The 21824-nt window shown below is 41.1% G+C and carries 18 protein-coding genes and 1 pseudogene; 17 read left to right on the forward strand and 2 right to left on the reverse strand.

The window, feature by feature from the left end:
- The first annotated feature begins 173 nt into the window (after window positions 1-173).
- From AACW90_RS01835 to pstB, 15 genes are all read left to right on the forward strand, one after another.
- Complete coding sequence (locus AACW90_RS01835; RefSeq protein WP_390229945.1) at window positions 174-1685, forward strand: PTS fructose transporter subunit IIC; 1512 nt, start codon at window positions 174-176, stop codon at window positions 1683-1685.
- 253 nt (window positions 1686-1938) lie between these two features.
- Window positions 1939-2538, forward strand: coding sequence for a hypothetical protein (locus AACW90_RS01840; protein ID WP_390229948.1), 600 nt, complete (start codon window positions 1939-1941; stop codon window positions 2536-2538).
- Between the two features lie 123 nt (window positions 2539-2661).
- Window positions 2662-3126 (forward strand): putative pterin-binding protein, encoded by a 465-nt coding sequence (locus AACW90_RS01845; protein ID WP_390229951.1) that lies wholly within the window; start codon window positions 2662-2664, stop codon window positions 3124-3126.
- Window positions 3123-4235 carry a GGDEF domain-containing protein gene (locus AACW90_RS01850; protein ID WP_390229954.1) on the forward strand — a complete coding sequence of 371 codons (1113 nt, stop codon included), beginning with the start codon at window positions 3123-3125 and terminating at the stop codon, window positions 4233-4235. Before AACW90_RS01845 ends, AACW90_RS01850 begins: the two co-directional genes overlap by 4 nt.
- A gap of 187 nt (window positions 4236-4422) precedes the next feature.
- A complete protein-coding gene (locus tag AACW90_RS01855; RefSeq protein ID WP_390229957.1) occupies window positions 4423-5763 on the forward strand; it encodes a DEAD/DEAH box helicase in 1341 nt (446 codons plus the stop codon).
- Window positions 5764-5907: 144 nt separating this feature from the next.
- Window positions 5908-6264 carry a helix-turn-helix domain-containing protein gene (locus AACW90_RS01860; protein WP_390229960.1) on the forward strand — a complete coding sequence of 119 codons (357 nt, stop codon included), beginning with the start codon at window positions 5908-5910 and terminating at the stop codon, window positions 6262-6264.
- A gap of 323 nt (window positions 6265-6587) precedes the next feature.
- Window positions 6588-6902, forward strand: coding sequence for a hypothetical protein (locus tag AACW90_RS01865; RefSeq protein ID WP_390229963.1), 315 nt, complete (start codon window positions 6588-6590; stop codon window positions 6900-6902).
- A gap of 69 nt (window positions 6903-6971) precedes the next feature.
- Window positions 6972-7967 carry a dihydroxyacetone kinase subunit DhaK gene (locus tag AACW90_RS01870; RefSeq protein WP_390229966.1) on the forward strand — a complete coding sequence of 332 codons (996 nt, stop codon included), beginning with the start codon at window positions 6972-6974 and terminating at the stop codon, window positions 7965-7967.
- A 128-nt stretch (window positions 7968-8095) separates the two neighbouring features.
- Entirely contained in the window at window positions 8096-8737 is a 642-nt protein-coding gene (locus AACW90_RS01875) for a DAK2 domain-containing protein (RefSeq protein WP_390229969.1), read from the forward strand.
- 10 nt (window positions 8738-8747) lie between these two features.
- Window positions 8748-9632 carry a 3-hydroxy-5-phosphonooxypentane-2,4-dione thiolase gene (gene lsrF / locus AACW90_RS01880; protein WP_195705969.1) on the forward strand — a complete coding sequence of 295 codons (885 nt, stop codon included), beginning with the start codon at window positions 8748-8750 and terminating at the stop codon, window positions 9630-9632.
- A gap of 11 nt (window positions 9633-9643) precedes the next feature.
- On the forward strand, window positions 9644-10192 hold the full coding sequence (locus tag AACW90_RS01885; RefSeq protein ID WP_390229973.1) for a DUF1097 domain-containing protein: 549 nt from the start codon (window positions 9644-9646) through the stop codon (window positions 10190-10192).
- Between the two features lie 414 nt (window positions 10193-10606).
- Window positions 10607-11428, forward strand: coding sequence for a phosphate ABC transporter substrate-binding protein (locus AACW90_RS01890; RefSeq protein ID WP_390229976.1), 822 nt, complete (start codon window positions 10607-10609; stop codon window positions 11426-11428).
- 95 nt (window positions 11429-11523) lie between these two features.
- Entirely contained in the window at window positions 11524-12444 is a 921-nt protein-coding gene (pstC, locus tag AACW90_RS01895; RefSeq protein WP_390229978.1) for a phosphate ABC transporter permease subunit PstC, read from the forward strand.
- A 5-nt stretch (window positions 12445-12449) separates the two neighbouring features.
- Window positions 12450-13313, forward strand: coding sequence for a phosphate ABC transporter permease PstA (gene pstA / locus AACW90_RS01900; protein ID WP_390229981.1), 864 nt, complete (start codon window positions 12450-12452; stop codon window positions 13311-13313).
- 64 nt (window positions 13314-13377) lie between these two features.
- On the forward strand, window positions 13378-14127 hold the full coding sequence (pstB, locus tag AACW90_RS01905; RefSeq protein WP_275137967.1) for a phosphate ABC transporter ATP-binding protein PstB: 750 nt from the start codon (window positions 13378-13380) through the stop codon (window positions 14125-14127).
- A gap of 226 nt (window positions 14128-14353) precedes the next feature.
- Here the strand turns inward: pstB and AACW90_RS01910 are convergent, their stop codons facing one another.
- Window positions 14354-16966 carry a M16 family metallopeptidase gene (locus AACW90_RS01910; protein WP_390229984.1) on the reverse strand — a complete coding sequence of 871 codons (2613 nt, stop codon included), beginning with the start codon at window positions 16964-16966 and terminating at the stop codon, window positions 14354-14356.
- Between the two features lie 390 nt (window positions 16967-17356).
- Window positions 17357-18076: a GntR family transcriptional regulator gene (locus tag AACW90_RS01915; RefSeq protein ID WP_275137965.1), complete on the reverse strand. Its 720-nt coding sequence runs from the start codon at window positions 18074-18076 to the stop codon at window positions 17357-17359.
- A gap of 278 nt (window positions 18077-18354) precedes the next feature.
- On the opposite strand from AACW90_RS01915, the pseudogene AACW90_RS01920 reads away from it, so the two are divergent.
- Together AACW90_RS01920 and mngB are read left to right on the forward strand one after the other, a co-directional pair.
- Window positions 18355-18867: pseudogene (locus AACW90_RS01920) on the forward strand (fructose PTS transporter subunit IIA); the annotation flags it as partial.
- Between the two features lie 245 nt (window positions 18868-19112).
- Window positions 19113-21755, forward strand: a complete 2643-nt coding sequence (gene mngB, locus AACW90_RS01925) for a mannosylglycerate hydrolase (protein ID WP_390229988.1) — start codon at window positions 19113-19115, stop codon at window positions 21753-21755.
- Window positions 21756-21824 lie beyond the last annotated feature (69 nt).

A 21824-nucleotide genomic window follows, 5' to 3' on the forward strand; every position in this document is an offset into this window, starting at 1 on the left:
ATTATCACGGAAAGTTAGGACAAATAGTACGAATATATAGCTACTGAGTAAGTCGTGACTAACTCATATATTTCTGAAATAGTTGTGCACCTCTTCTAAAGAGATTGAAAGGGCCATCAATAAAGTTCGCAACTAATACGAGACGGTAGAGAGACGAGATAAAGGATAACAAGATGAAAATCTTAGCAATTACTGCATGTACTGCTGGGGTCGCTCATACTTATATGGCGGCTAAAACGTTAGAAAAAAAAGCGAAAGCACGCGGTTATGATATTAAAGTAGAAAAACAAGGTGCTAACGGAATTGATGACCGCATCACGGCACAAGATATCGCGGAAGCTTCAGGTATCATTTTCGCCACAGATGTTGGTGTAGCGGAAATGGAACGTTTTGAAGGGCTAATCTCTGTTCAAGGTAAAGTTAAAGACGGTGTCAAGAAAGCGGATGCAATGATTGATGCCCTAGTACAAAAAATTGAAGCAGCAGGTGGTGAAGTCTCTAAAGTGACTAGCGCTTCTACCGTGGCATTTGATGAACCTGATGATAGCAATAGCAACTTCGTTGTTAAGTTCTTAAAAAATTGGTACAAGGGCGCACTATCTGGTGTATCTCACATCATTCCTCTTGTTATTATTGGCGGCCTTTGTGTTGGTTTACTCAATCTTTTTTATGGTTATGACTATACCCATCTTTACAACCTCACAAGTGAACAAATTGCTGATAAAGAATTCATGGGTGACTTTGCAACCACGCACCAAGGTATTGTTCACTATCTATACTACATCGCACTAAAAGCATTTAATCCACTGTTGATTTGTGTTCTTGCTGCATTTACCGCCTACGGTATGGTAGGTAAACCAGGCTTAGCACCAGGATTCGTTGGTGGTTATGTTGCCGTGGGTGGCACTTTCGGTAAACTAACTATTGTTAGTGGTGGTTTCATTGGTGGCCTTGTAGCGGGTGCGGCGGCAGCATTGTTTGTTATGCTTGTTCGTCAAATCAAGGTACCTCAAGTACTAGAATCAGTTAAGATTCTTATTATTACTCCTCTTGTTGCTGGTGTACTAACGATTCTATTCATGTTAGTTGGCCCAGGTAAGTTCTTCGCGTTCTTAAACACTTCTTTATCTGATTGGCTCAACGTAATGAGCGGTTCAAACCTGCTTATCCTCGGCTTCATCCTAGGTTGTATGTCTAACCTTGATATGGGTGGTCCAATTAATAAAGCCGCATACCTATTCTGTATTGGTGCAGGTACAAACGGTAACACTGAGTTCTACGCCGCGTTTACGGCCGCGAAGTGTATCCCCGGTATGTCTCTTGGTATTATGGCGATTGCACTTCCTCGCTTCTTCGACGAAGAAGACCGTCTTGCTGGTCCATCTACTGCCATTCTAGGATTCTGTGGTATTACAGAAGGTGCAATCCCTTACGCTGTTAAAGATCCAATGCGTATCATCCCTGCTCACATGATTGGTGGTGGTGTTGCGGCTGCTCTTATCCTCTCATCCAAGATCCAAATCGGCACGATTGCAGGTGGTGCGGTGTTCATGCTACCAGTAATTAGCGAGCCTATGGCATGGCTAACCTACTTTATAATCGGTGTTGCCGTTTCTATGGGCCTTACTATCGCTCTTAAGATGGTGGGTAAAAAAGGCAAGGCAAAAGCAAACGCACAAGCGTGATAAAAACATTTGGCATTATAGGCACTCATTGACTCAGCGAGTGCCGAACTTTAAGAAAGATAGGATGTTATTCCAATAAGTAAGATGTAAAGCATAGTGTTGATTTCATTGCCTTGTGCTTTCAATAGTGTTTCTACTGCCCATCCTTTCGGATGGGCTTTTTCTTTTCTGAAAAAAATATACATTTGCTTTGCAGATACGCTAAAGTCTTCATTGATGATAATAAATACTTATTTAGTAGGGATGTTGCGTGATGCTTCGAATGTTAGTGGTCTTTTGTTTGATGTTTGGTGGTTTTTCTTTTGCTGAAAATGAATTGGCTACCGAACCAGAAATGCGTGGGCCTCTCATTGAGTTAGATGTGGTGGTGGATACGAAAGGAATTGAAGAAGCAATATTAATTACCAATCAGTCCATGAAACACGTAATAGAAGCGTTAGATCGGATATCAGATAACCAAGAACTAACACCAGAGCAAGCCGCGATAATTACGTCAACGTCAGGAAATATTAGCCAATTGGCTATGTCGTCAACAGAAGTAATGGAGGCATTGCCAGATGCCATTGCCAAAGCAGGAGAATCCGTTGTTGCCAATACTCGAGTGTTTTTGAGCGATCTAAAAATGAATATACTCATCGTGCTAATTTTGATAGTGGTCGGGTTAGCGATTGTCATTGCCTGTTTGTATTGGTTTGTCATTCGACCTATGCAGAGCACCATAATGGCGGCGACCGGTAATGTTGCAAGTATGGCAAATTCTATTCAGATAACGGCCAAATCTTTAGAAGAAAGTAACAAAACTCATGCGAAGTTGTTAGAGATGCTAGAGCAGCAGAATCACAACACGGCATAGATGGAACAATGTACTAACCATGTTGTCTTGATAGGTTAATAAGGTGTTGCTAATTTGTAACCAAACGTGACAGGGCCTATAATTTATCTCGACATAATAAAGATTTGATATGTAGGAGATTACATGCGAGTTCTTATCTTTGGATTAATGGCGGTATTGCTAAGCCCAGTTGGCTTAGCACGTGATTTAATTTTAGAAGTTTCAAATAAGCCAGTAAAAATAGTTACGTTTGACGAACTTAAAACCATGCCCTCAATAAGCTATAAAACCCATTTGCCTTGGTTTACTGTTGAAGCGGAATTTACGGGCGTCTCATTAGAGTATTTTCTGACCAAGCAGTTTGGAGCCATCCCAGATGTTGTTACCTTCCGCGCGTTAAATGACTATTCTGTCGATATTGTTAAGAGTGATATAGAAAAATTTGATCCTATTATCGCTTACCTAAAAGATGGGAAGGCAATGACAGTGCGAGAAAAAGGGCCCTATTGGATAATATATTCGCTTTCTGATTTTCCGATAATTGATGACAGCCTATATCACTCTCAGATGATCTGGCAGTTAGAAAAAATTCAAATTGATAGCCTATGAAAATAGAGCGATCTACTAAAAAAGCTCATCTCTACTCAGGCACAGCGAAGCTATTGCTGTCAATATTTGCGATTATTATATTGATAGCCAATATTTATATATTGAGTGAAACCAAGAAACTGGTGGCTTCCTTTTCTAGTCAACAAAATCAAGCAACGTGGTTTCTTTTTCAGTTGAATAAAGAGCTGTTAGAGCTTGCATCGAATGCGAGCCATTTAGGTGACGGTGATAATCACCTGCCAAGTGTCATACTTAAATACGACCTTGCATGGAGCCGCTTTGATCTTTTGCTGACGAGTAAGGAATCGGATGACTTTATGGCATTGACTGGCACGAGACCTTTCTTTACTGACCTATTTGATGAGTACAAAAAGATTGAACCTCTACTGGAGGCTATTGATGAAACGAAATCGGAAAACCCTATTGAATTTGTAAATGAGACTACAAAGATTCATAAACAATTAGTCGACTATATTAATCGAAATTTTCGTGTTGCAAGTCCTCTGTACTTAGAAAGACGAAATCAAGTAAACAATTTAGAGCAGATGCAAACAGCGTTACTTCTGTTACTGGTGGTCTGCATATCCATCATCGGACTGATTTATTCGAGGGAACTGAAATATAGTCGATGCCTTGCATTGACGGACACATTAACTTCATTGCCAAATCGATTGGCGCTGTTTAACGTGGTCGATGAATTAAACAATGAAAATAAGTCATTTAACCTTTTTCTTTTAGATTTAAATGGCTTCAAGCAAATAAATGATAAGTATGGGCATCAGGTAGGCGATAACGCTTTAATTGAAGTCGCTAACCGTCTTAACCTGAATCGAAGTATGAAATCTTATCCATTTAGGATTGGTGGTGACGAGTTTGCTGTTGTGGTACCAGAAGAATTTTTGAGCTCAGGTGATGATTTTTGTAAAGTACTCGAGTCGATATTTCATCACCCGTTTAAACATGAAGATACCCATTACGAGCTTTCTACCAGCATTGGCTTTGCGAACTACCCAAATGACAGCATTCATATTGACGAACTCATTCGTCACGCCGATCAAAGAATGTATCAAATGAAGTTCACTCATAGGGAAGCAACAACCGATAGTTGATATTGTGACGATATTATTCAAGGCAATCTGAGATACACCAATTGACTCTGTAAAGACGACTCTTCGGATAAATTGACCAACTGACTAAAAAATAAACGATAATAATTTTTGTGATCGCTATCTATTAGATAGGGATCTGCGTTATTATGGCGCGCTATTTTTTACCTTAAAATCGGAGAACAAACTTTTGCAGTTTAAAGACCTCGGCCTAGATAATCGTTTACTGAAAAACCTTAACCATTTCGCATTCAAACAAGCGACAGACATCCAACAGCAAGCAATTCCTGTTGCGATTGCTGGCAAAGATTTAATGGCATCGTCAAAAACTGGGTCAGGAAAAACATTGGCGTTTGTGTTGCCAATGCTGCATAAGTCTCTAAAAACCAAATCATTCTCAGCGAGAGATCCTAGAGCCGTTATTCTTGCTCCTACTCGTGAACTCGCTAAGCAAGTGTATGGTGAGCTGCGTGGTATGTTAGGTGGCCTTTCTTATACCGCGACTCTTATTGTCGGTGGGGAAAACTTTAACGATCAGGTTAAGGCGCTAAGAAAACACCCAAAATTCATTGTCGCGACACCTGGCCGTTTGGCGGATCATATTGAACATCGGTCACTGTTTATCGACACGCTTGATACACTGATTTTGGATGAAGCTGACCGGATGCTCGATTTAGGGTTTGCACCTGAATTACTTAAAATCAATAAATTAGCAAAACATCGCCGTCGTCAAACGCTTATGTTTTCGGCGACGATGGACCATGCTGAAGTGAATGAAATTGCCTCAGAGATGCTAAATGATCCGAAACGAATTTCAATCGGCCTTTCAAATGAAGAGCACAAGGATATTACACAATCATTTTATCTCTGTGATCATTTAGACCATAAAGAAGCGATTTTAGACCGTGTTATTAGCGAAGCGGAGTATCGCCAAGTCATTGTGTTCACAGCAACACGTGCAGATACTGAGCGTTTGACAGAAAAACTGAACGAGAAGAAACTCAAAGCGGTAGCACTAAGTGGTAACCTGAACCAAACACAACGTAATTCTATCATGAGTCAGTTTGAACGTGCTGTTCATAAAATACTTGTGACGACAGATATTGCTTCTCGTGGGTTGGATATTGCCAATGTTACGCATGTTGTTAACTTTGACATGCCAAAGCATATGGAAGAATATGTGCACCGAGTTGGCCGTACAGGTCGTGCTGGTAATAAAGGCAATGCGATTTCTTTGGTTGGTCCGAAAGATTGGGACAGCTTTAAACGTGTAGAGTCATTCCTTCAACAAGACATTGAATTTGCAGAATTAGAAGGGTTGAAAGGCAAATTTAAAGGAATTAAGCCTCCGAAGCCTACTGTGAAAAAAGGCGATAGTTCGAAGAAGAAACAGCATCCAAATGCGAAGAAAGTGGCTAAGAAGCCCGTTAAGCGAGATAAGACGTTTTATAAAACTGTCGCAGTTGGTGATGATGTATTTGTACCAAAAAAGAAAGCAGCGAAACCAGAATCATCAACGCCTGAAGAGTAAGGTTACTCAAAACATATCAAGCCCTACTAATCATTGTTAGTAGGGCTTTTTTAATGCAGTTATAAACGACTTCTCACAGAATATAACTTTTGTTTATTGCACTCTATTGGTATTAAGGCGAGGTTAATCTTAAGAGGAATTACAGTGTATAAGCAGTTGAACAAAGAAAAACGATTGCAGATATGGGCACTCAGAAAAGAAGGGAAGTCCCAAACCGAAATCGCTCTTATTCTCGAGGTTCACCGCGCAACGGTAAGTCGAGAGCTCTCCAGAAACTCAGGCCCTTATGGTTACGAGCCTCAACTCGCTCAACGTATGGCGATCCATCGAAAAAAATTTCACACTCAAATTGTAGAAAAACAATATGAAGAGCTAGTAAAAGAGCTCGTTGGTATTGGTTGGGAACGAGAACAGTGTCAGGAATTTATTCTTCATCATCACTCTGAACTTACCATTGAGCAGATTGACAAATTGATTGATGATTGTTTTTTAATAGAATAATTTTAGAAATTGAGACACGGATCACGTGTTGCACTTGCCTATCATTTCCTGTTTATATCCCTCGCCTATCTGTTGCACTTGCCCAAGAAAAAATAGGTGTAACCTGTAAATTACGATCTATATCTGTTGCACTTGCTCACATTCAAATATCCGTCACTTTTGTTGCACTTGCTTATAAAACAATATCAATAAATCATAATATTCTATTAAATCAACTATTTAACTATAACCCCCTTAAGTGATACATATCACCTTTTTAATGCTAATAGCTGTCTATATTAACCTCGTTATCTAAAAGAAGTGATTTACCCAAGGAGCGAGAAATGAAAAAGTTTAATCACATTGGAATACCTTCAAATATTGAGCACAAAGGTGAAGTGTTAAATGCAGATATCGGTTTGTACTGTACCGATTTCAACGAAAGTGAAAATCGTATTGAATGGTTGCGTTTTCTTGAAGACAGCCCGATGCCAGAAGAGTTAAAAACAACCGCACATATTGCTTATGAAGTGAGTGACTTAGAAGAAGCAATGAAAGGTAAAAAAGTACTTTTAGAACCGTTTAATGCAAATGACTCATTAAAGATTGCATTTGTAATGGAAGATGAAGCGCCCGTAGAGCTGATGCAATTCTTATAAAATAAAGTCATTAGATTACGAGTAACGTGTGTATCAAATAATCAAATAACGTATTAAGAGAACCCTACAATGAAAAAATTTATTAATAATAGTGAAAATATTACCGTAGAGCTCCTTCAAGGTTTGGCTCTAACCTTTCCTCAAAAAGTAAAAGTGGTTTCAGACAAAATTGTCTGTCGCCGTACTCCAAAAGACCCGAGTAAAGTGGCTGTCGTCACGCTTGGTGGCGCTGGGCATGAACCGGCGCTAAGCGGCTACGTAGGTGAAGGCATATTGGATTACTCTGTAGTAGGGGATATCTTTGCGGCACCTGGTGCACCTAAAGTATTTGAAGCATTAAAAATGGCGGACTGTCCTGCAGGTGTTCTGTTAATTGTACTTAACCATGAAGGCGATGTGATGTCGGCTAATATGGCGATGGAAATGGCCAAACGTGAAGGTATCAATGTGAAGATGTTGCTTACCCATGAAGATATCAGTGCGGGCATCGATATCGATATCAAAGACCGTCGTGGGTTGGCTGGTTGTGTACCAGTGTACAAAATTGCAGGTGCTGCCGCAGAGGCAGGGTTGGAGTTGGAAGAAGTCTACCGTGTGGCGCAAAAATTCAATCAAAATATGGCGACGTTAGCGGTCGCGATGAGTAATGCGACTCACCCACAGTCAGGCATGATTATTGGTGACCTCGCCGATGACGAAATGGAAATTGGCATGGGGCAGCATGGCGAAGGCGGTGGGGGCCGAATGAAGATCCAAACCGCTGATGACACGGCGAGCATAATGTTAACCCAGATCTGTAAAGCCATCGATTTGAAAAAAGGTGACGACCTTATGTTGATGATTAATGGTACTGGTGCCACTACGTTGATGGAAATGTTTATCGTTGCGCGTGCGAGTCATCTTTATCTTGACGACAAGGGAGCCACTATCTCACGTTCGAAAGTGGAAGAGGTACTCACAGTTCAAGAGATGGCCGGATTCCAGATGTGTGTTAGTAAGTTTGATGGCGAGACGTTAAGTTACTGGGATATGCCATGTAGCACACCTTACTGGACTCAACAGTAAGTCAATAGTGGCTTGCCAATGATTCACTGGCAAGCTTTTCAAACCATAAAACGAATGTTCAAGTTTATATGCCGTGTTTTTGCACTTTGGCGTAGGGATTCGTTTAGCCATAAATCAGGAGAAGAATAATGGTCACATTCAATCAGGGTTTGTTATTTGGCATGTTTGCGCACGCAGCGAAATGCCTATTGGAGCAAGTCCCACACCTTAATGAACTCGATGGACAAACGGGTGACGGTGATCATGGAACTACCATGTTGCGAGTTTGCCATTGCATCGAAACATCTATGCAGCAAACAAATGTAGGCGATTGGAATAAACAAGTGGATGAGCTTGGTTGGACGATTATGAGTCAAGACGGTGGTTCGGCTGGCATGCTAATCGGTAATCTATTTATGGGTATCGGCTCTGGTTTGGTCGAACCCGAACTCGCCCCCTCGGAGGTTGCGGCTGCATTTCGTGCAGGGCTTGATCGTCTGGCTCACTTCAGTGGCGCTCGTCAAGGTGACAAAACAATGTTGGACGCGCTTATTCCAGCGATTGAAGCATTAGAAATAAACGCTAAAGAAGGAGCAAGCATTGCTCAGATGTTTGATATGGCTTCTAAGGCTGCACAGCAAGGTTGTCAGGAGACAATCGCTATGATTCCAACGCGTGGACGCGCAAAAAACATGGGCGAAAAAGCGGTGGGTTTTGTTGACCCAGGGGCAACAAGTATGGCGATTCTTTTCGAATCATTTACTCATTATATAGAAGAACAAAAAGGCTAGGAGAGAAAAAATGGCAGATAAAGATGGTATGAAGTTGTCCAAAAATTTCGGTTTAGATATTCCGCAGGCAAACCAATCTTTTTATATAAAAGGCATGGATCATGTTGATTGGGGAATGAAAGACCGCCTAAGCCGTATTTTTAGACCTGATACAGGCAAAACAGTGATGTTAGCGTTTGATCATGGCTACATGATGGGCGCAACCGCTGGGCTAGAAAGAATGGACTTAACTATAGAGCCTTTAGCTCCTTACGCTGATGCTCTGATGGCAACTCGAGGTGCGTTAAGAAGTTGTATTCAACCTATCCACAATAAGCCTGTAATTTTACGAGCAAGTGCAGGGAGCACAGTACTAAAAGATGACATGAGCCATGAAGTGATCGGTGTCGAAATTGATGATGCGATTAGAATTAATGCATCTTGTCTCGCGGTGCAAGTTTTTGTCGGCTCAAATGGTGAATGCCAAAGTTTAAAGAACTTAGTTAATACGATTGATGCAGGGGCACGTTTTGGTGTTCCAACATTAGGGGTGACTGCGGTAGGAAAGGAGATGGCGAGAACGACTCGATACTTCATGCTAGCAACCCGTGTTTTAGCGGAACTTGGAGCCCACATAGTGAAAACATATTACTGTGATGATTTTGAAAAAGTTGTGGCAGCATGTCCGGTTCCAATTGTTGTCGCGGGAGGCAAGAAAGTTACCGAAATGGAAGCATTAGAACTGACATACCGGTCTATTCAAGCTGGTGCTGCTGGTGTTGATATGGGACGAAATGTGTTCCAGTCCGATAGCCCAGTGGGCATGATAAAAGCCATTAATGGTGTTGTTCATTGTGGTCTAACACCAGTACAAGCGTATGACCTCTATGAAACTGAAAAAAGCGCTCAAGCTTAAGGAAGGCAAAGATGAAATTTTCACAGTTTTTATTTATCCCTGTAATCGTCGCATTTTTAGCATTTACCATTCAGATCTTGGACCAATTGGTCGCTGGATTTATGCCTGTTGAAAATAATGTTGGATTTGGTTGGATAGCGTTCATAGCATGGGCGATGTACTTTATGGCGGGGTGCACAATTGAGGGAGGTAAGAAAGCCTTCTTCGGCTACATCGCTGGTATAGTGGCATCGGTTGCAATAATGGAACTGGGCGGCGTTTTGGCTAGCCTTGGGTTCTTTGCATTTCCTGTCGCTGTTTTTATTGTGGTCATCTTCTGTATTTGCTTAGAACGCATACCCCCATTTGATTTTGTTCCGGCTCTATTTGTTGGTGCGGGCACTTTCTTTGGATTTATGTCTTATGTTGATGGTGCAACCTATGTGTCAGCAACTATCACAGAGCTTGTTTACTGTGTAATTGGCCTTGTTTACGGACTGATCACTATCGTGCTTCGTGGACGTTACGAAGCCTATATTGAAAACCACAGTTCAACACACGATATTCATGCAAGCAGTTAGGTCTTGTTTAGGTAGGATTATTGTAGAGCCCCAGTCTTGGAGAGCAAGACAGGGGCTTTTTAATTTGTGATACTTTCAATTCATTTAAAGTTTCTTGGTCAGTGGATCAGTCGAAAATACAGTATATGACTGGCTAAATAGCATTCTAACCTTTGCCGTAATCTCTCGTATTCACTGTAATATTACCTGCTAAATTACCCCTTTACTCGTTGCTGGTTACTGATTTCTTCATGCTATTAATGCCTTTTTCTCTTAATATTCAATAAGTAACAACTTGACCATTCAATAATCCCAATAAAATGCACTGTCACAGAGTGTTCAATATACTGAAACACAACTGTCACATTTAAGTCCTAAAGTTACTCTCGTTCAAACAAAACAAATACGGCAACTATGCCCCTAAAGGAAATTGTGATGAAAAAGACAGTAATCGGTGCAATTGCACTTCTTGGCGCTCTATCAGTAACTCCAGTTTCAGCGAAAGAAACTATCTCAGCTGTAGGTTCTTCAAGTGTAACGCCACTGATGGAAGTTTTTGGTGAAACATACATGAAATCGCACGAAGGTGTTTTCATTGAGGTTCAAGGGCCTGGTTCTTCTGCTGGTGTAAAAGCCGCAAAAAATGGCTCTGCTGATTTAGGGATGGCATCTCGTAATCTAAAAGCATCGGAAAAAGAAGATTCACTTAAAGAGCTTGTGGTTGCACGTGACGGAATCGCGGTAGTCGTAAACCCTAAAAATAAAATCCAAGGGCTAACGGCTGCCCAAGTAACGGCTATTTATAAAGGCGACGTCACTAACTGGAAAGATGTTGGCGGTGAAGACAAGCCAATCGTTGCTATCACTCGTGATACCGCATCAGGTACTCGTGGTGCGTTCGAAGATATCATGAGCTTAAAGCAAAAAATTGCAGGTAAAAAAGTATCGGCAATCTCTCAACGTGCACAAGTTGCAGCGGGTAATGGTGCTCTAAAAACGAATGTTGCTTCTAACCCATATGCTATCGGGTATATCTCTCTAGGTACGGTTGATGCGTCTGTTCATGCGCTTGCAATTGACGGTGTTGATGCGACCGTTGCTAATGTTAAGAGTGGTGACTACAAAGTCGCTCGTCCTTTCTTAGTCCTCTACAGAGAAGGCAAACCTTCTGCTGAAACTCAAAAATTCCTTGATTGGATGGTTGCCGCCGACGCGCAGAAACTTGTTGATGCGAAAGGCTACATCTCTGTTCAATAATCTAGACCATTTGTAATGATTGCTCAGCCCGCTAACTTTTAGGGCTGAGCCTTTTCCTTTTCCATATCGAATAATTCGAAATGTGAGAAATCTATATGACCATCGCGACAAATAGTGAAAAGCTCATGCCTAGCGTTAAATCAAATGGTTTACGTACGAAAAAAGGTGTTGATTGGAAAGAACGAATTTTCCATGGCTTATTCTTAACCAGTGCAATCATTGGTACTTTCTCCCTTGCAGTGATCGCTTATACCATCATCGTAGAAAGCATTCCCGCGTTCCAAGAAGCCGGTGTTACAGGCATCGTGTTAGGAACGAACTGGCTTCCCCCTGCGCTATATGGCGTATTGACGATGATCGTTGCCTCAATAGTGTCCACTTTCGGTGCCGTCATTGTTGGTGTGCCCGTTGGGGTTCTTACCGCCATTTTTATCGCGGAGATAGCCCCAAAAAGACTCGCGGATATAATCCGCCCAGCTGTTGAGCTACTCGCTGGTATTCCTTCAGTGGTTTACGGTTTCTTCGGTCTCGTTATCATCGTACCGCTAATACAAAACGTTTTTTCTGTCCCCGCTGGTAACACTATTTTGGCGGGCATTATTGTGCTCGGTATCATGATTCTTCCGACGGTAATTACGGTTTCCGAAACATCAATTAGAGCTGTGCCGCATTCATACAAGGAAGGTTCCTTAGCGTTAGGTGCCTCTCGTGTGTTCACTATTTTTAAGCTACTTATTCCCGCTGCACGTTCAGGAATCATGACTGCGGTTATCTTGGGTATCGGTCGTGCTCTTGGTGAAACCATGGCGATTATTATGGTGATGGGGAACGCACCAGCCATGCCAGAAGGTATTTTGGATGCAGCACGTACATTAACGGCGAATATCGCAATAGAAATGTCTTACGCTAGCGGTGTTCACGCGAGTGCACTTTACGCCACAGGCGTCGTGTTACTGGTATTTATTATGGTGCTAAATGCGGCACTGCTTTACTTGAACCGTGAGAGAGCGAAGTAATTATTATGGATACAGTAAAACTTAAACAAGCTCGCCAGAACAAGGATAAAGTTCTTATCACTTTAATCTGGGGCGCAGCGGCGCTAACGGTCGGTTTCTTGTTCTGGATTATTTGGTACATCCTTTCTAACGGCTTGCAATATGTAGACTGGGAGTTTATCTCTACAGATTACACCGCAACAGGTAAGGACAAGGGTATTTTCCCAATGATCATTTCAACCATTTATATGGTTATTGCCTCTATTTCAGTGGCCGCACCTTTAGGGATAATGACGGCGATTTATTTAACCGAATATGCCAAAGTAGGTAGTCGCTTAGTCAAAATAATCCGCTTTTGTACTGAATCCCTAGCAGGTATACCATCGATTATATTTGGTCTGTTCGGTATGACCTTCTTTGTGGGTGTTCTTGGGTTAGGTTTCTCAATATTATCCGGTGCATTGACGCTAAGTATTCTTATTCTGCCAGTTATTATTCGTACCACAGAAGAGGCATTAATGGCGGTACCTCAAACGTACCGCGAAGGGTCATATGCGTTAGGTTCTTCAAAAATCTATACTATCTGGCGTTTAATATTGCCAAGTGCAACGCCGGGAATTTTAACGTCGGTCATTCTTAGTATTGGTCGTGTAATTGGTGAATCGGCTCCGGTGTTTTTAACCGCAGGCATGGTCGCGCGCGTACCAGAATCTCTATTGGATTCAGGTAGAACGTTAACCGTTCACCTTTATAAGTTAACGACGGAGCTATTTTCTGTTGATGAATGGAACCAAGCCTATGGCACCGCAACTGTACTCATTGTACTTGTGTTGCTGATTAATATGGTTACCAAGCTTATTGCGAAACGCTTTAATACAGCGACTTATTAATAGAATTTCTCGTTGCAAGAGATGATTGCATCGAGAAGAATTCGACGAAGGCAGAGACGAAAATATGAACAAATTTAACATCGAAAATCTTGACCTTTTTTACGGTGAGAATCAGGCGCTAAAAGCCATCAACCTACCTATTCCCGTTCGACAAGTAACGGCACTTATTGGGCCTTCAGGCTGTGGAAAATCAACATTGTTACGTTGCTTGAACCGTATGAATGATTTGATTGAGGGGGTAACCATTACGGGGTTATTAGAAATGGATGGTACCGATGTGTATGGCAATATTGATGTTGCAGACCTTCGTATCAAGGTCGGCATGGTTTTTCAAAAACCAAATCCATTCCCAATGAGTATTTATGAAAACGTAGCATACGGTCTCCGTGCTCAGGGTATTAAAGATAAAAAACACATTGATTCGGTTGTTGAAGGCTCTTTACGTGGCGCTGCATTGTGGGATGAAGTGAAAGATCGTCTTAAATCCCACGCTTTTGGGCTTTCTGGTGGTCAACAACAACGTCTATGTATCGCTCGGACTATTGCAATGGAACCGGATGTTATTTTAATGGATGAACCGACGTCGGCGCTTGACCCAATTGCAACGCACAAAATTGAAGTGTTGATGGAAGAGTTGAAAAAAGATTACACCATTGTGATTGTTACCCACTCAATGCAGCAAGCGCGTCGTATCTCTGACAGAACCGCGTTTTTCTTGATGGGAGAGCTCGTTGAACACGATGATACAAAAAATATCTTTAGTAACCCGCAAGATGACCGTACGAAAGGTTACGTTAATGGTGATTTTGGTTAACAGAACCGATGATGGGTTGGTGGCGATCGACATATTGCAATACCAATCTACAAAACGAATCAGACAACATTAGAAATGATATTTATATTGGGTACAACGTTACTCAGCTTGGTATAAAACCGTAATTATCGGCGAATAATGTAATTACTGGCAACCTATTATAATAATATGCGATGGAAACTTTTCCCCACTCAATGAGTGGGGTTTTTTTGACTGAAATTTGGCTTTACTTAGGATTTTGTGGACGTAAGTACCCGTTTATGCGGTGTGATTTTGCTCCTATTAGTGTCTCTATCCTTTTGTTTAAGTCGGAGACTGAGATTCTATCCATTATGATTTTAGGGTTGATATAAGCATCCAAGGAATAACCAAAGGTTAGGTAACGCGTTAGTTTCTCTAAGTTGTCTGTCACGCCATTGTTTTTTGCTATATCGGTAGCGACTTGTTTTTTCGCTGTTTTCAACTCTTCTTCCGATACGCCATCGACACGAAGATGGGTTAATAATTCATCCATCGCCTCCCTAGCTGGATGGACATCTTTTGGTTCTAATGTCATTTCGAACCATAATTCACTGGTGTTAACACCATCCATTTTGCTCAGGTTTACGGTTGGAGAGTAATCTAACCCTTTATCTTCTCGAATTAGTTTGTAATACCTTGAATCGACGATTTTGTAAATTAGCTCATTAATAACACTCTCCTTAGTGTCCGCTATCGATGACTGTTCTGAAAAATAGACGCCGTAAAGGACGGAGTTCTCATTCGATGTTGCTCTATCAAATTCAGTTTTATGTGAAGAAAGCATTATTTTCTGACCGCAGTGCCGCTTCGCGGCATAATCTATATTAGCCACATATTTTTCAAGGTATGGTGTGAGCTCTTCTGGGGTTATGTCTGCGGCTAGAATAAGTCGGAATGGGTGTTCAGTGCGAAACAACAAGTGATAAAGGTCTTCTAAAGAATCCGCAGTTACAGCGGCGATATCATTCGGAGTTGAACCCGTATTTGCACTGTTGATGCCGTATTGCTCTCTTTGTAAATCAAAATAATAGGCATCTAAAGGTGATTGTTGTAGGTTTCTCTTTTCATCTACGATTTTGTTTTGTATTAAATCAAATTGGGATCGGTCAATCTGAGCTTCAGTCGCGCTTAAATGTAACAGAGAAAAAGCATTGTTTAGGTTTTGATTTGTTGTATCTATTTGAAAGCCATGACTATTAATAGTAAAGAACGGATAGATGTCGGTTGCATGACTAATTAGGTTTGCTTTCAGCTCGGTAATATTTAGTTCGGCAAGACCGCTTTGTTGTAAGGTCTCTAACAATAGGTAGTAAGCAGGATTGAATCGCTTATCGACACTGAGCAATCCGCCTTCGCTGATATAGTTTATATAGACGTTATTTTCCGCTTGTTCCGATTGCGTTAGCCAGACTTCGATACCATTCTCTAAGTTCCATTTATGAAGGTCTTTTTTTATCGTCTTGAACGACAATATCTTTCCAGCAGGAAGAGTTATTGAAAGCGATTTCTTGGTGATTTCGGTTGGTTTGTTGTTGTTCGCTTGAGAGAAAATAGTATTGAATGTGTCGAAATATTTATGTGTTGGAAAATGTGCAAAGTCTGGCGACTCGATCAATGTTGGAGTACCAAATATGATTTTTTGATGATCGGTACGAAGTGCCGTTTTAATGGTCTCATTTGTTTTGGCTAAGTTGACTTCAGTTAAGAATTGTTGAAAGCTCTGTTTGGTATCTTGTATATATTGATAAGGGTTTCCGGTTAAAATAGAGGCTTCTTTTTCGTTAATGACCTCTAGAGACGTTCTATTATTATAGTCGTTCTCAATCTCATCAAATACGTTGTTAAACGTTTGTAATACAATAGAGAATTCTGATTGGCTCATACCTTGGTCACGCAAATTGGCCAGTTCTGTTGCGAGAAACGCTTGGGATTGCTCTCTGTCCTTTTCAGAAAAACCGATTGTTATTTCTCCGTACTTAACTTGAAATAGATCGAAATCGCCGACGAAAACATAATCAGTATTAAGTGATTGCTCATACGCTTTTGTCTCCAAGCGATACTGTATTGCTTGATAGGCAAGAATGTAATTAAGAATGCGTTGTTGGTCGAGTCGTGTTTGTTCTTGTGAAGTTCCTAGAGGTTGTAGTAGCGTTATTGATGCTGATTCTGAAGTAGGGACTGCGAATGCGGTTGGGATAGTATCCTTAATGTGTTGCAATTGTATTTTGGATTTGGTCGGTGTTGTGCTTGATGACCAGTCAGAGAATAAGTCGTTAACCTTTTGTTTTACTTTTTGTGGTGAGATGTCGCCAACGATAATAATTTCTGTATTGTTTGGAAGGTACCACTTGTTATAGAAATTGGTCAACTTTTCTCTATTTATTGTTTTTATGTGGTCTTCACTACCTAATGGGTCATAGCTAAATAGTTCTGCTTCTTCTGTAAGCTCGTCATATATTTGATTATATAGTGAGACTTCATTGGTATTGGTGACTCTAAACTCACCTAATACAACATTTTTTTCTCGTTCAATTTGGTCTGCTGATAACGTTAATCCATCGCCAATATCACGAAACCAAGTTAAGGCATCATCGAATTTGTGGTTGTCTGGCAATGACATTTGGTAACTGGTGACCTCGTAATCAGTATAGGCGTTGAGATCTGCACCAAAGGTTATGCCTTCTTGTTCAAATTTATTAATAAGTTGGTTGTCTTTAAAATGTTTGCTGCCATTAAAAGCCATATGCTCTAAAAAATGAGCATAACCGAGTTCGTTCAAGTCTTCGTTATAGCTGCCAACCTTTACAAGTAGGCGCATCTCAACGGGTTCACCTTCTAAGTAATAAGAATAGTATTTTAGTCCGTTTTCTAATGTTCCTGTGTGCCAGTGTGGGTCTGAAATGATGGTTTTTGATGTCTGGATTGTTGAATAAGAACACCCAGAAATGAGTAATGAAAGAAGAGCAAGTAATGTATTTGATAATACTATTTTTATAGGCTTTCATACACGGTTAACCATCTGAATTATTGAGAGATAACATAGATATCAGATCGTTGCTGTTGTCGTCAACTTAACGTGTTGAATATAGAAGTAATAGTGTAATAAATGCGCTTTCATAGTTAGAGTTTTTAACTCCTCGCCAAAATATTTCGCACAATAAACCAGTTTCAACTGGTTTATTGTGCGAAATATGCGCTCTGTTTTTGGTTACCCTTTATGGCGTTTTGCTATCAAGGTAAATTTATAGTCGGTCGACTTAAAATAGTTGCGGCTGTATTCGAATACCGTTCCGTCCAATAAATAGCCACGGGTACGTTTTTCTATTATCGGTTGAGAAGGGTCTATCCCAAGTAATGCTGAGACTTTTTCGGGCGGAAGCACCGGAACAATTTCCTGTTCGCTCCGATCTATGATCATACCTTTTTGATTCTCAATATAGTCATATTTTGAGTTTCGCATTACTTCATAAGTCAAATCGGGAAATAGACTGAGTGGCATCCATGTCTCTTCGACAGTAATAGGATTATCGTCCAAATATCGTACACGTTTGATATAAAATATGCGCTCATTCTCTGTGATATTTAGATGCTCTGCCATACTCAGGTTGGGCAATGTAATTTCAAATGCAATCACGTCGCTGTGGGTCGCGACATTCAGATGTGCCCATTTTTCTTTGAAGCTAGTTTGTTGATAAATATCATAATTTACTTTACTGGCTTTTACGTATGTCCCGCTGCCTTGAACGCTCTCTAACTCTCCATTTTCGATGAGTAATTTTAATGCTTGTCTAACCGTGACTCGGCTGACTGAAAACTCTTCACGTAAATTGGCTTCGGTCGGCAGGGCTTCACCAACCTTATATTCACCGTTGCCTATTTTTTCGCGGATTGCATCAGAAATTTGACGGTACATTGGAAGTCTGGCCATGCCTACCTCTTTAATTTTGGCAGTGTAATTCTATATTCTTATTGTTTACATGATACAAATTAATGACGATAACACAACTCAAATCTAATCATGTTTTCTACATTCAATACAACAAGAATACAAATTTGTATCAAAATGTGGTGTTGATCACGGATAATTTGTATTGTCAGTGTATTATTATTGCAGAACCGATAACGACTGTTTGCTAAAACTGCGCTAGTTTTGATGCTTTAGCGTGTTATCGATACTTATTTCTTTGACGATGATGAGACTGGGCCATGAAATTAACCACTATTACCGATGCGTCGCTAATCAATATAAAAACGACATTCACTAGTAAAGATGAAGCAATTAGAGCGCTTGCAGAACAACTTAACCAACAAGGTAAGTTACATAATCTTGAAGAATATCTTGAAGCTGTATTTGAACGTGAAGCACATGGTGCAACCGCTTTGGGTGAAGGTTTGGCCGTTCCGCATGGTAAAACAAATGCAGTAAAAGAAGCCGCGTTTGCAGTTGCAACCCTCACCGAAGAGTTAAAGTGGCCTGGTATCGACGAAGACGATGAAGACGAAGATGTAAACCTTATCTTTCTTATCGCAATTCCAAATGCAGAAGCAGGCTCAACCCACATGCATTTGCTTACCGCATTAACATCGACATTGGTTGATGATGATGTTCGTGAAGCCGTGTTGAACGCCTCTACAGCGGAAGAGATTTTGGCTATCTTTGATGCCCAAAATGAAGACGAAGAAGCACCGGCAGCAAACGTTGAGCCAGCATCACCAACACCATCAGAGATAAGTGCGAAGACAACGTCACCTTCTTTCTTCGGAAGAGTCGTGAGTTGGTTTAAATCCTGAGTTTCCAGAGATGATGCTGAAGGCTAGAGATCAAGATAACACGCTATCTACTTTCTAAATCTCAGCACACATTGCGCCCATATGACCTTTTAACATTCTAATTTTTGCTGACGAGTAAGATTCAAAGCCTACGTTTTTGAGTACTCTAATAGCGACCACATCAGGTAAAAACAATGACTACATCACGCGTTCATATTACTCCTCACATGCACTGGGATCGTGAATGGTATTTCACAACGGAAGAATCGCGCATTCTTCTCGTGAATAACATGGAAGAGATCATGCTTCGTTTAGAAGGTGATCCAGAATACAAATACTACGTACTTGACGGCCAAACTGCAGTGCTAGAAGATTATTTTGCAATAAAACCACAGAATACTGAGCGCGTTAAAGCCCTAGTTCAAGCAGGTAAATTGATTATCGGCCCTTGGTATTCTCAGACAGATACAATGCAAGTATCGGGTGAGTCTATTGTTCGTAACATGATGTATGGTATTCGTGACTGTCTTCAGCTTGGTGATGTGATGAAGATTGGTTATCTGCCAGATTCGTTCTCTATGAGTTCACAACTGCCGATGATATATAACGGTTTTGGTATTGATCGCACAATGTTTTGGCGTGGTTGTAGTGAACGCCATGGTACCAATAAAACGGAATTTTTGTGGCAAAGTAACGATGGCAGTGAAGTGACCGCGCAGGTTCTACCTCTTGGGTACGCTATTGGTAAATATTTGCCAACAGATGAAGCAGGTTTGCGTGCTCGTTTAGATAAGTACTTTCCAGTCTTAGAAGCGGCTTCTGTTACTAAAGATATCTTACTTCCAAACGGTCACGATCAGATGCCGATCCAAAAGGACATCTTCGATGTGATAGGTAAGCTTCGTGAAATCTATCCAGATCGCGAATTCCATATGAGCCGCTATGAAGAAGTCTTTGAGAAGATCGAAGCAATGCGTGATCAACTAGATACCATTAAAGGCGAGTTTAACGATGGTAAATACATGCGTGTTCACCGTTCTATTTCGTCAACTCGCATGGATATTAAACTTATCCATGCTGAAATTGAGAACAAAATAGTTAATATTCTTGAGCCTTTGGCTTCTATCGCCTGGACTTTAGGGTTCGAATATCATCATGGTCTTATTGAAAAAATGTGGAAGGAGAGCATGAAAAATCATGCCCACGATTCAATCGGCTGCTGTTGTTCAGATAAGGTTCACGCGGAGATCCTCAACCGTTACATTCTTGCCGATGATATGGCAACGAACCTTATCCATTTTTACAAGCGCAAGATTGTCGACCATATGCCAGCGCAGGGTGATTGCGATAAGCTCGCATTTTTTAACTTGATGCCTTATGAACGTAGTGACGTGGTCAATACGATGATCACTATACGTGCTCAAGAATTCTCTATCTTTGATGAAAATGGCAACCAAGTTGAGTATTTTGTTCAAGATAAACGTCAAATAGACCCAGGTAAAGTCGATCGTCAAATCGTTCATTATGGTAACTATGACCCGTTTATGGAATTTGATATCCAACTGAACATTAAAGTACCCGCAATGGGCTACACAACACTGCATATTCAAGCCAATAAGAGCGGTACTGTAAAAGTCGCAGAACAGAAAGCAGATAAGCTTGAAAACAGTTTCTATAAAATTACCGTAAATAGTGATGGCACTTTGTCTGTCTTTGATAAAGAGACGAACGAAACATTCGAACAAGTCCTTCGTTTAGAGGACGGTTCTGATGACGGTGATGAATACGATTATTCGCCATCGCGTAAAGAATGGCTTCTGTATTCGAATGAGTTTGATGTAGAAACAAGCATCAAACGTGAGGGTTTCCAATCTGTTGCAGACATCGCGTTTCGCATGAACGTGCCAGAAAATCTGACAGAACGTGAAGCTCGCACGGGTCAAAATGGCTATGTTGATGTGAAGTGCCAAGTGGTTCTCAAAGACAATGCACGTCGCATAGAAATCCGTATAGAACTTGATAACCAAGCCGATGACCACCGTATTCGTGTCCTTGTACCGACCCCTTTCACTCCAGAAGTAGTTGTGGCAGATAATCAATTTGGTTGTATCACCCGTCCCGTTGATGACCCTGCAATGCAAGTCTGGGAAGAAGAGAAATGGAAAGAAGCGCCTGTGCCTATTTATCAATTGATGAACTTCGCTGCGGTGCAAAATGACAACGCTGGTATGGCAATATTTACTAACGGGTTGCGTGAGTTTGAAGTGATTGCCGGTGAATCAGGGGCTCGTGATACATTTGCTCTTACTTTGTTCCGTTCTGTTGGCGTATTAGGTAAGGAAAATTTACTTCTGCGCCCGGGGCGCCCATCTGGTATCAAGATACCCGCTCCAGATTCTCAAGTACGAGGTAAGTTGGTATGTGAATTTGCACTCTTCGGTTTTTCCGATGACCATATCGGTGCAAACGTCATGGCGAAAGCGCGCGAGTATGTGACACCGATAGTCTGTTATAACAAAATTCCATACAATGCTATGAAGTTAAATGTTGGGGATCAGATTCTTCCGTTAACGTATAGTCTGCTTAACAAGGAGGAAGGTGGTGCTGTTATCAGTGTCTTGAAGAAGGCGGAAGATGACGATGCATTAGTCTTACGCATGTATAACCCATCTGAAACAGAACAGCTGTCGGATGACATTAGCTTTACTAACAATGTCAAAGAGTGGACTGAGGTCATGCTTGACGAAACAGTAAAAGTTGATGCAGAAGAGGTGACAGACGGTTCCGTTGGGGCGCTTGCGCAGTGCCAAGCGAAGACATTCAAAGTGAAGTTTTAAGCTGTACTTGCCAGTTACTAGGTCAAATTGATGTATCGGAACTGGCAACCCATTACCAATGTCACTAAC

Origin of the sequence: Vibrio frigidus, from assembly GCF_042465995.1 — a bacterium.
In the GTDB taxonomy this organism is placed as follows: domain Bacteria; phylum Pseudomonadota; class Gammaproteobacteria; order Enterobacterales; family Vibrionaceae; genus Vibrio.

Excerpts from the sequence above, each read along its gene's own strand:
- AACW90_RS01835 (WP_390229945.1), top strand. The coding sequence starts at position 174 with ATGAAAATCTTAGCAATTACTGCATGTACTGCTGGGGTCGCTCATACT.
- AACW90_RS01840 (WP_390229948.1), top strand. The coding sequence starts at position 1,939 with ATGCTTCGAATGTTAGTGGTCTTTTGTTTGATGTTTGGTGGTTTTTCT.
- AACW90_RS01845 (WP_390229951.1), top strand. The coding sequence starts at position 2,662 with ATGCGAGTTCTTATCTTTGGATTAATGGCGGTATTGCTAAGCCCAGTT.
- AACW90_RS01850 (WP_390229954.1), top strand. The coding sequence starts at position 3,123 with ATGAAAATAGAGCGATCTACTAAAAAAGCTCATCTCTACTCAGGCACA.
- AACW90_RS01865 (WP_390229963.1), top strand. The coding sequence starts at position 6,588 with ATGAAAAAGTTTAATCACATTGGAATACCTTCAAATATTGAGCACAAA.
- AACW90_RS01870 (WP_390229966.1), top strand. The coding sequence starts at position 6,972 with ATGAAAAAATTTATTAATAATAGTGAAAATATTACCGTAGAGCTCCTT.
- AACW90_RS01875 (WP_390229969.1), top strand. The coding sequence starts at position 8,096 with ATGGTCACATTCAATCAGGGTTTGTTATTTGGCATGTTTGCGCACGCA.
- lsrF (WP_195705969.1), top strand. The coding sequence starts at position 8,748 with ATGGCAGATAAAGATGGTATGAAGTTGTCCAAAAATTTCGGTTTAGAT.
- AACW90_RS01885 (WP_390229973.1), top strand. The coding sequence starts at position 9,644 with ATGAAATTTTCACAGTTTTTATTTATCCCTGTAATCGTCGCATTTTTA.
- AACW90_RS01890 (WP_390229976.1), top strand. The coding sequence starts at position 10,607 with ATGAAAAAGACAGTAATCGGTGCAATTGCACTTCTTGGCGCTCTATCA.
- pstC (WP_390229978.1), top strand. The coding sequence starts at position 11,524 with ATGACCATCGCGACAAATAGTGAAAAGCTCATGCCTAGCGTTAAATCA.
- pstA (WP_390229981.1), top strand. The coding sequence starts at position 12,450 with ATGGATACAGTAAAACTTAAACAAGCTCGCCAGAACAAGGATAAAGTT.
- pstB (WP_275137967.1), top strand. The coding sequence starts at position 13,378 with ATGAACAAATTTAACATCGAAAATCTTGACCTTTTTTACGGTGAGAAT.
- AACW90_RS01910 (WP_390229984.1), bottom strand. The coding sequence starts at position 16,966 with ATGCGCCTACTTGTAAAGGTTGGCAGCTATAACGAAGACTTGAACGAA.
- AACW90_RS01915 (WP_275137965.1), bottom strand. The coding sequence starts at position 18,076 with ATGGCCAGACTTCCAATGTACCGTCAAATTTCTGATGCAATCCGCGAA.
- mngB (WP_390229988.1), top strand. The coding sequence starts at position 19,113 with ATGACTACATCACGCGTTCATATTACTCCTCACATGCACTGGGATCGT.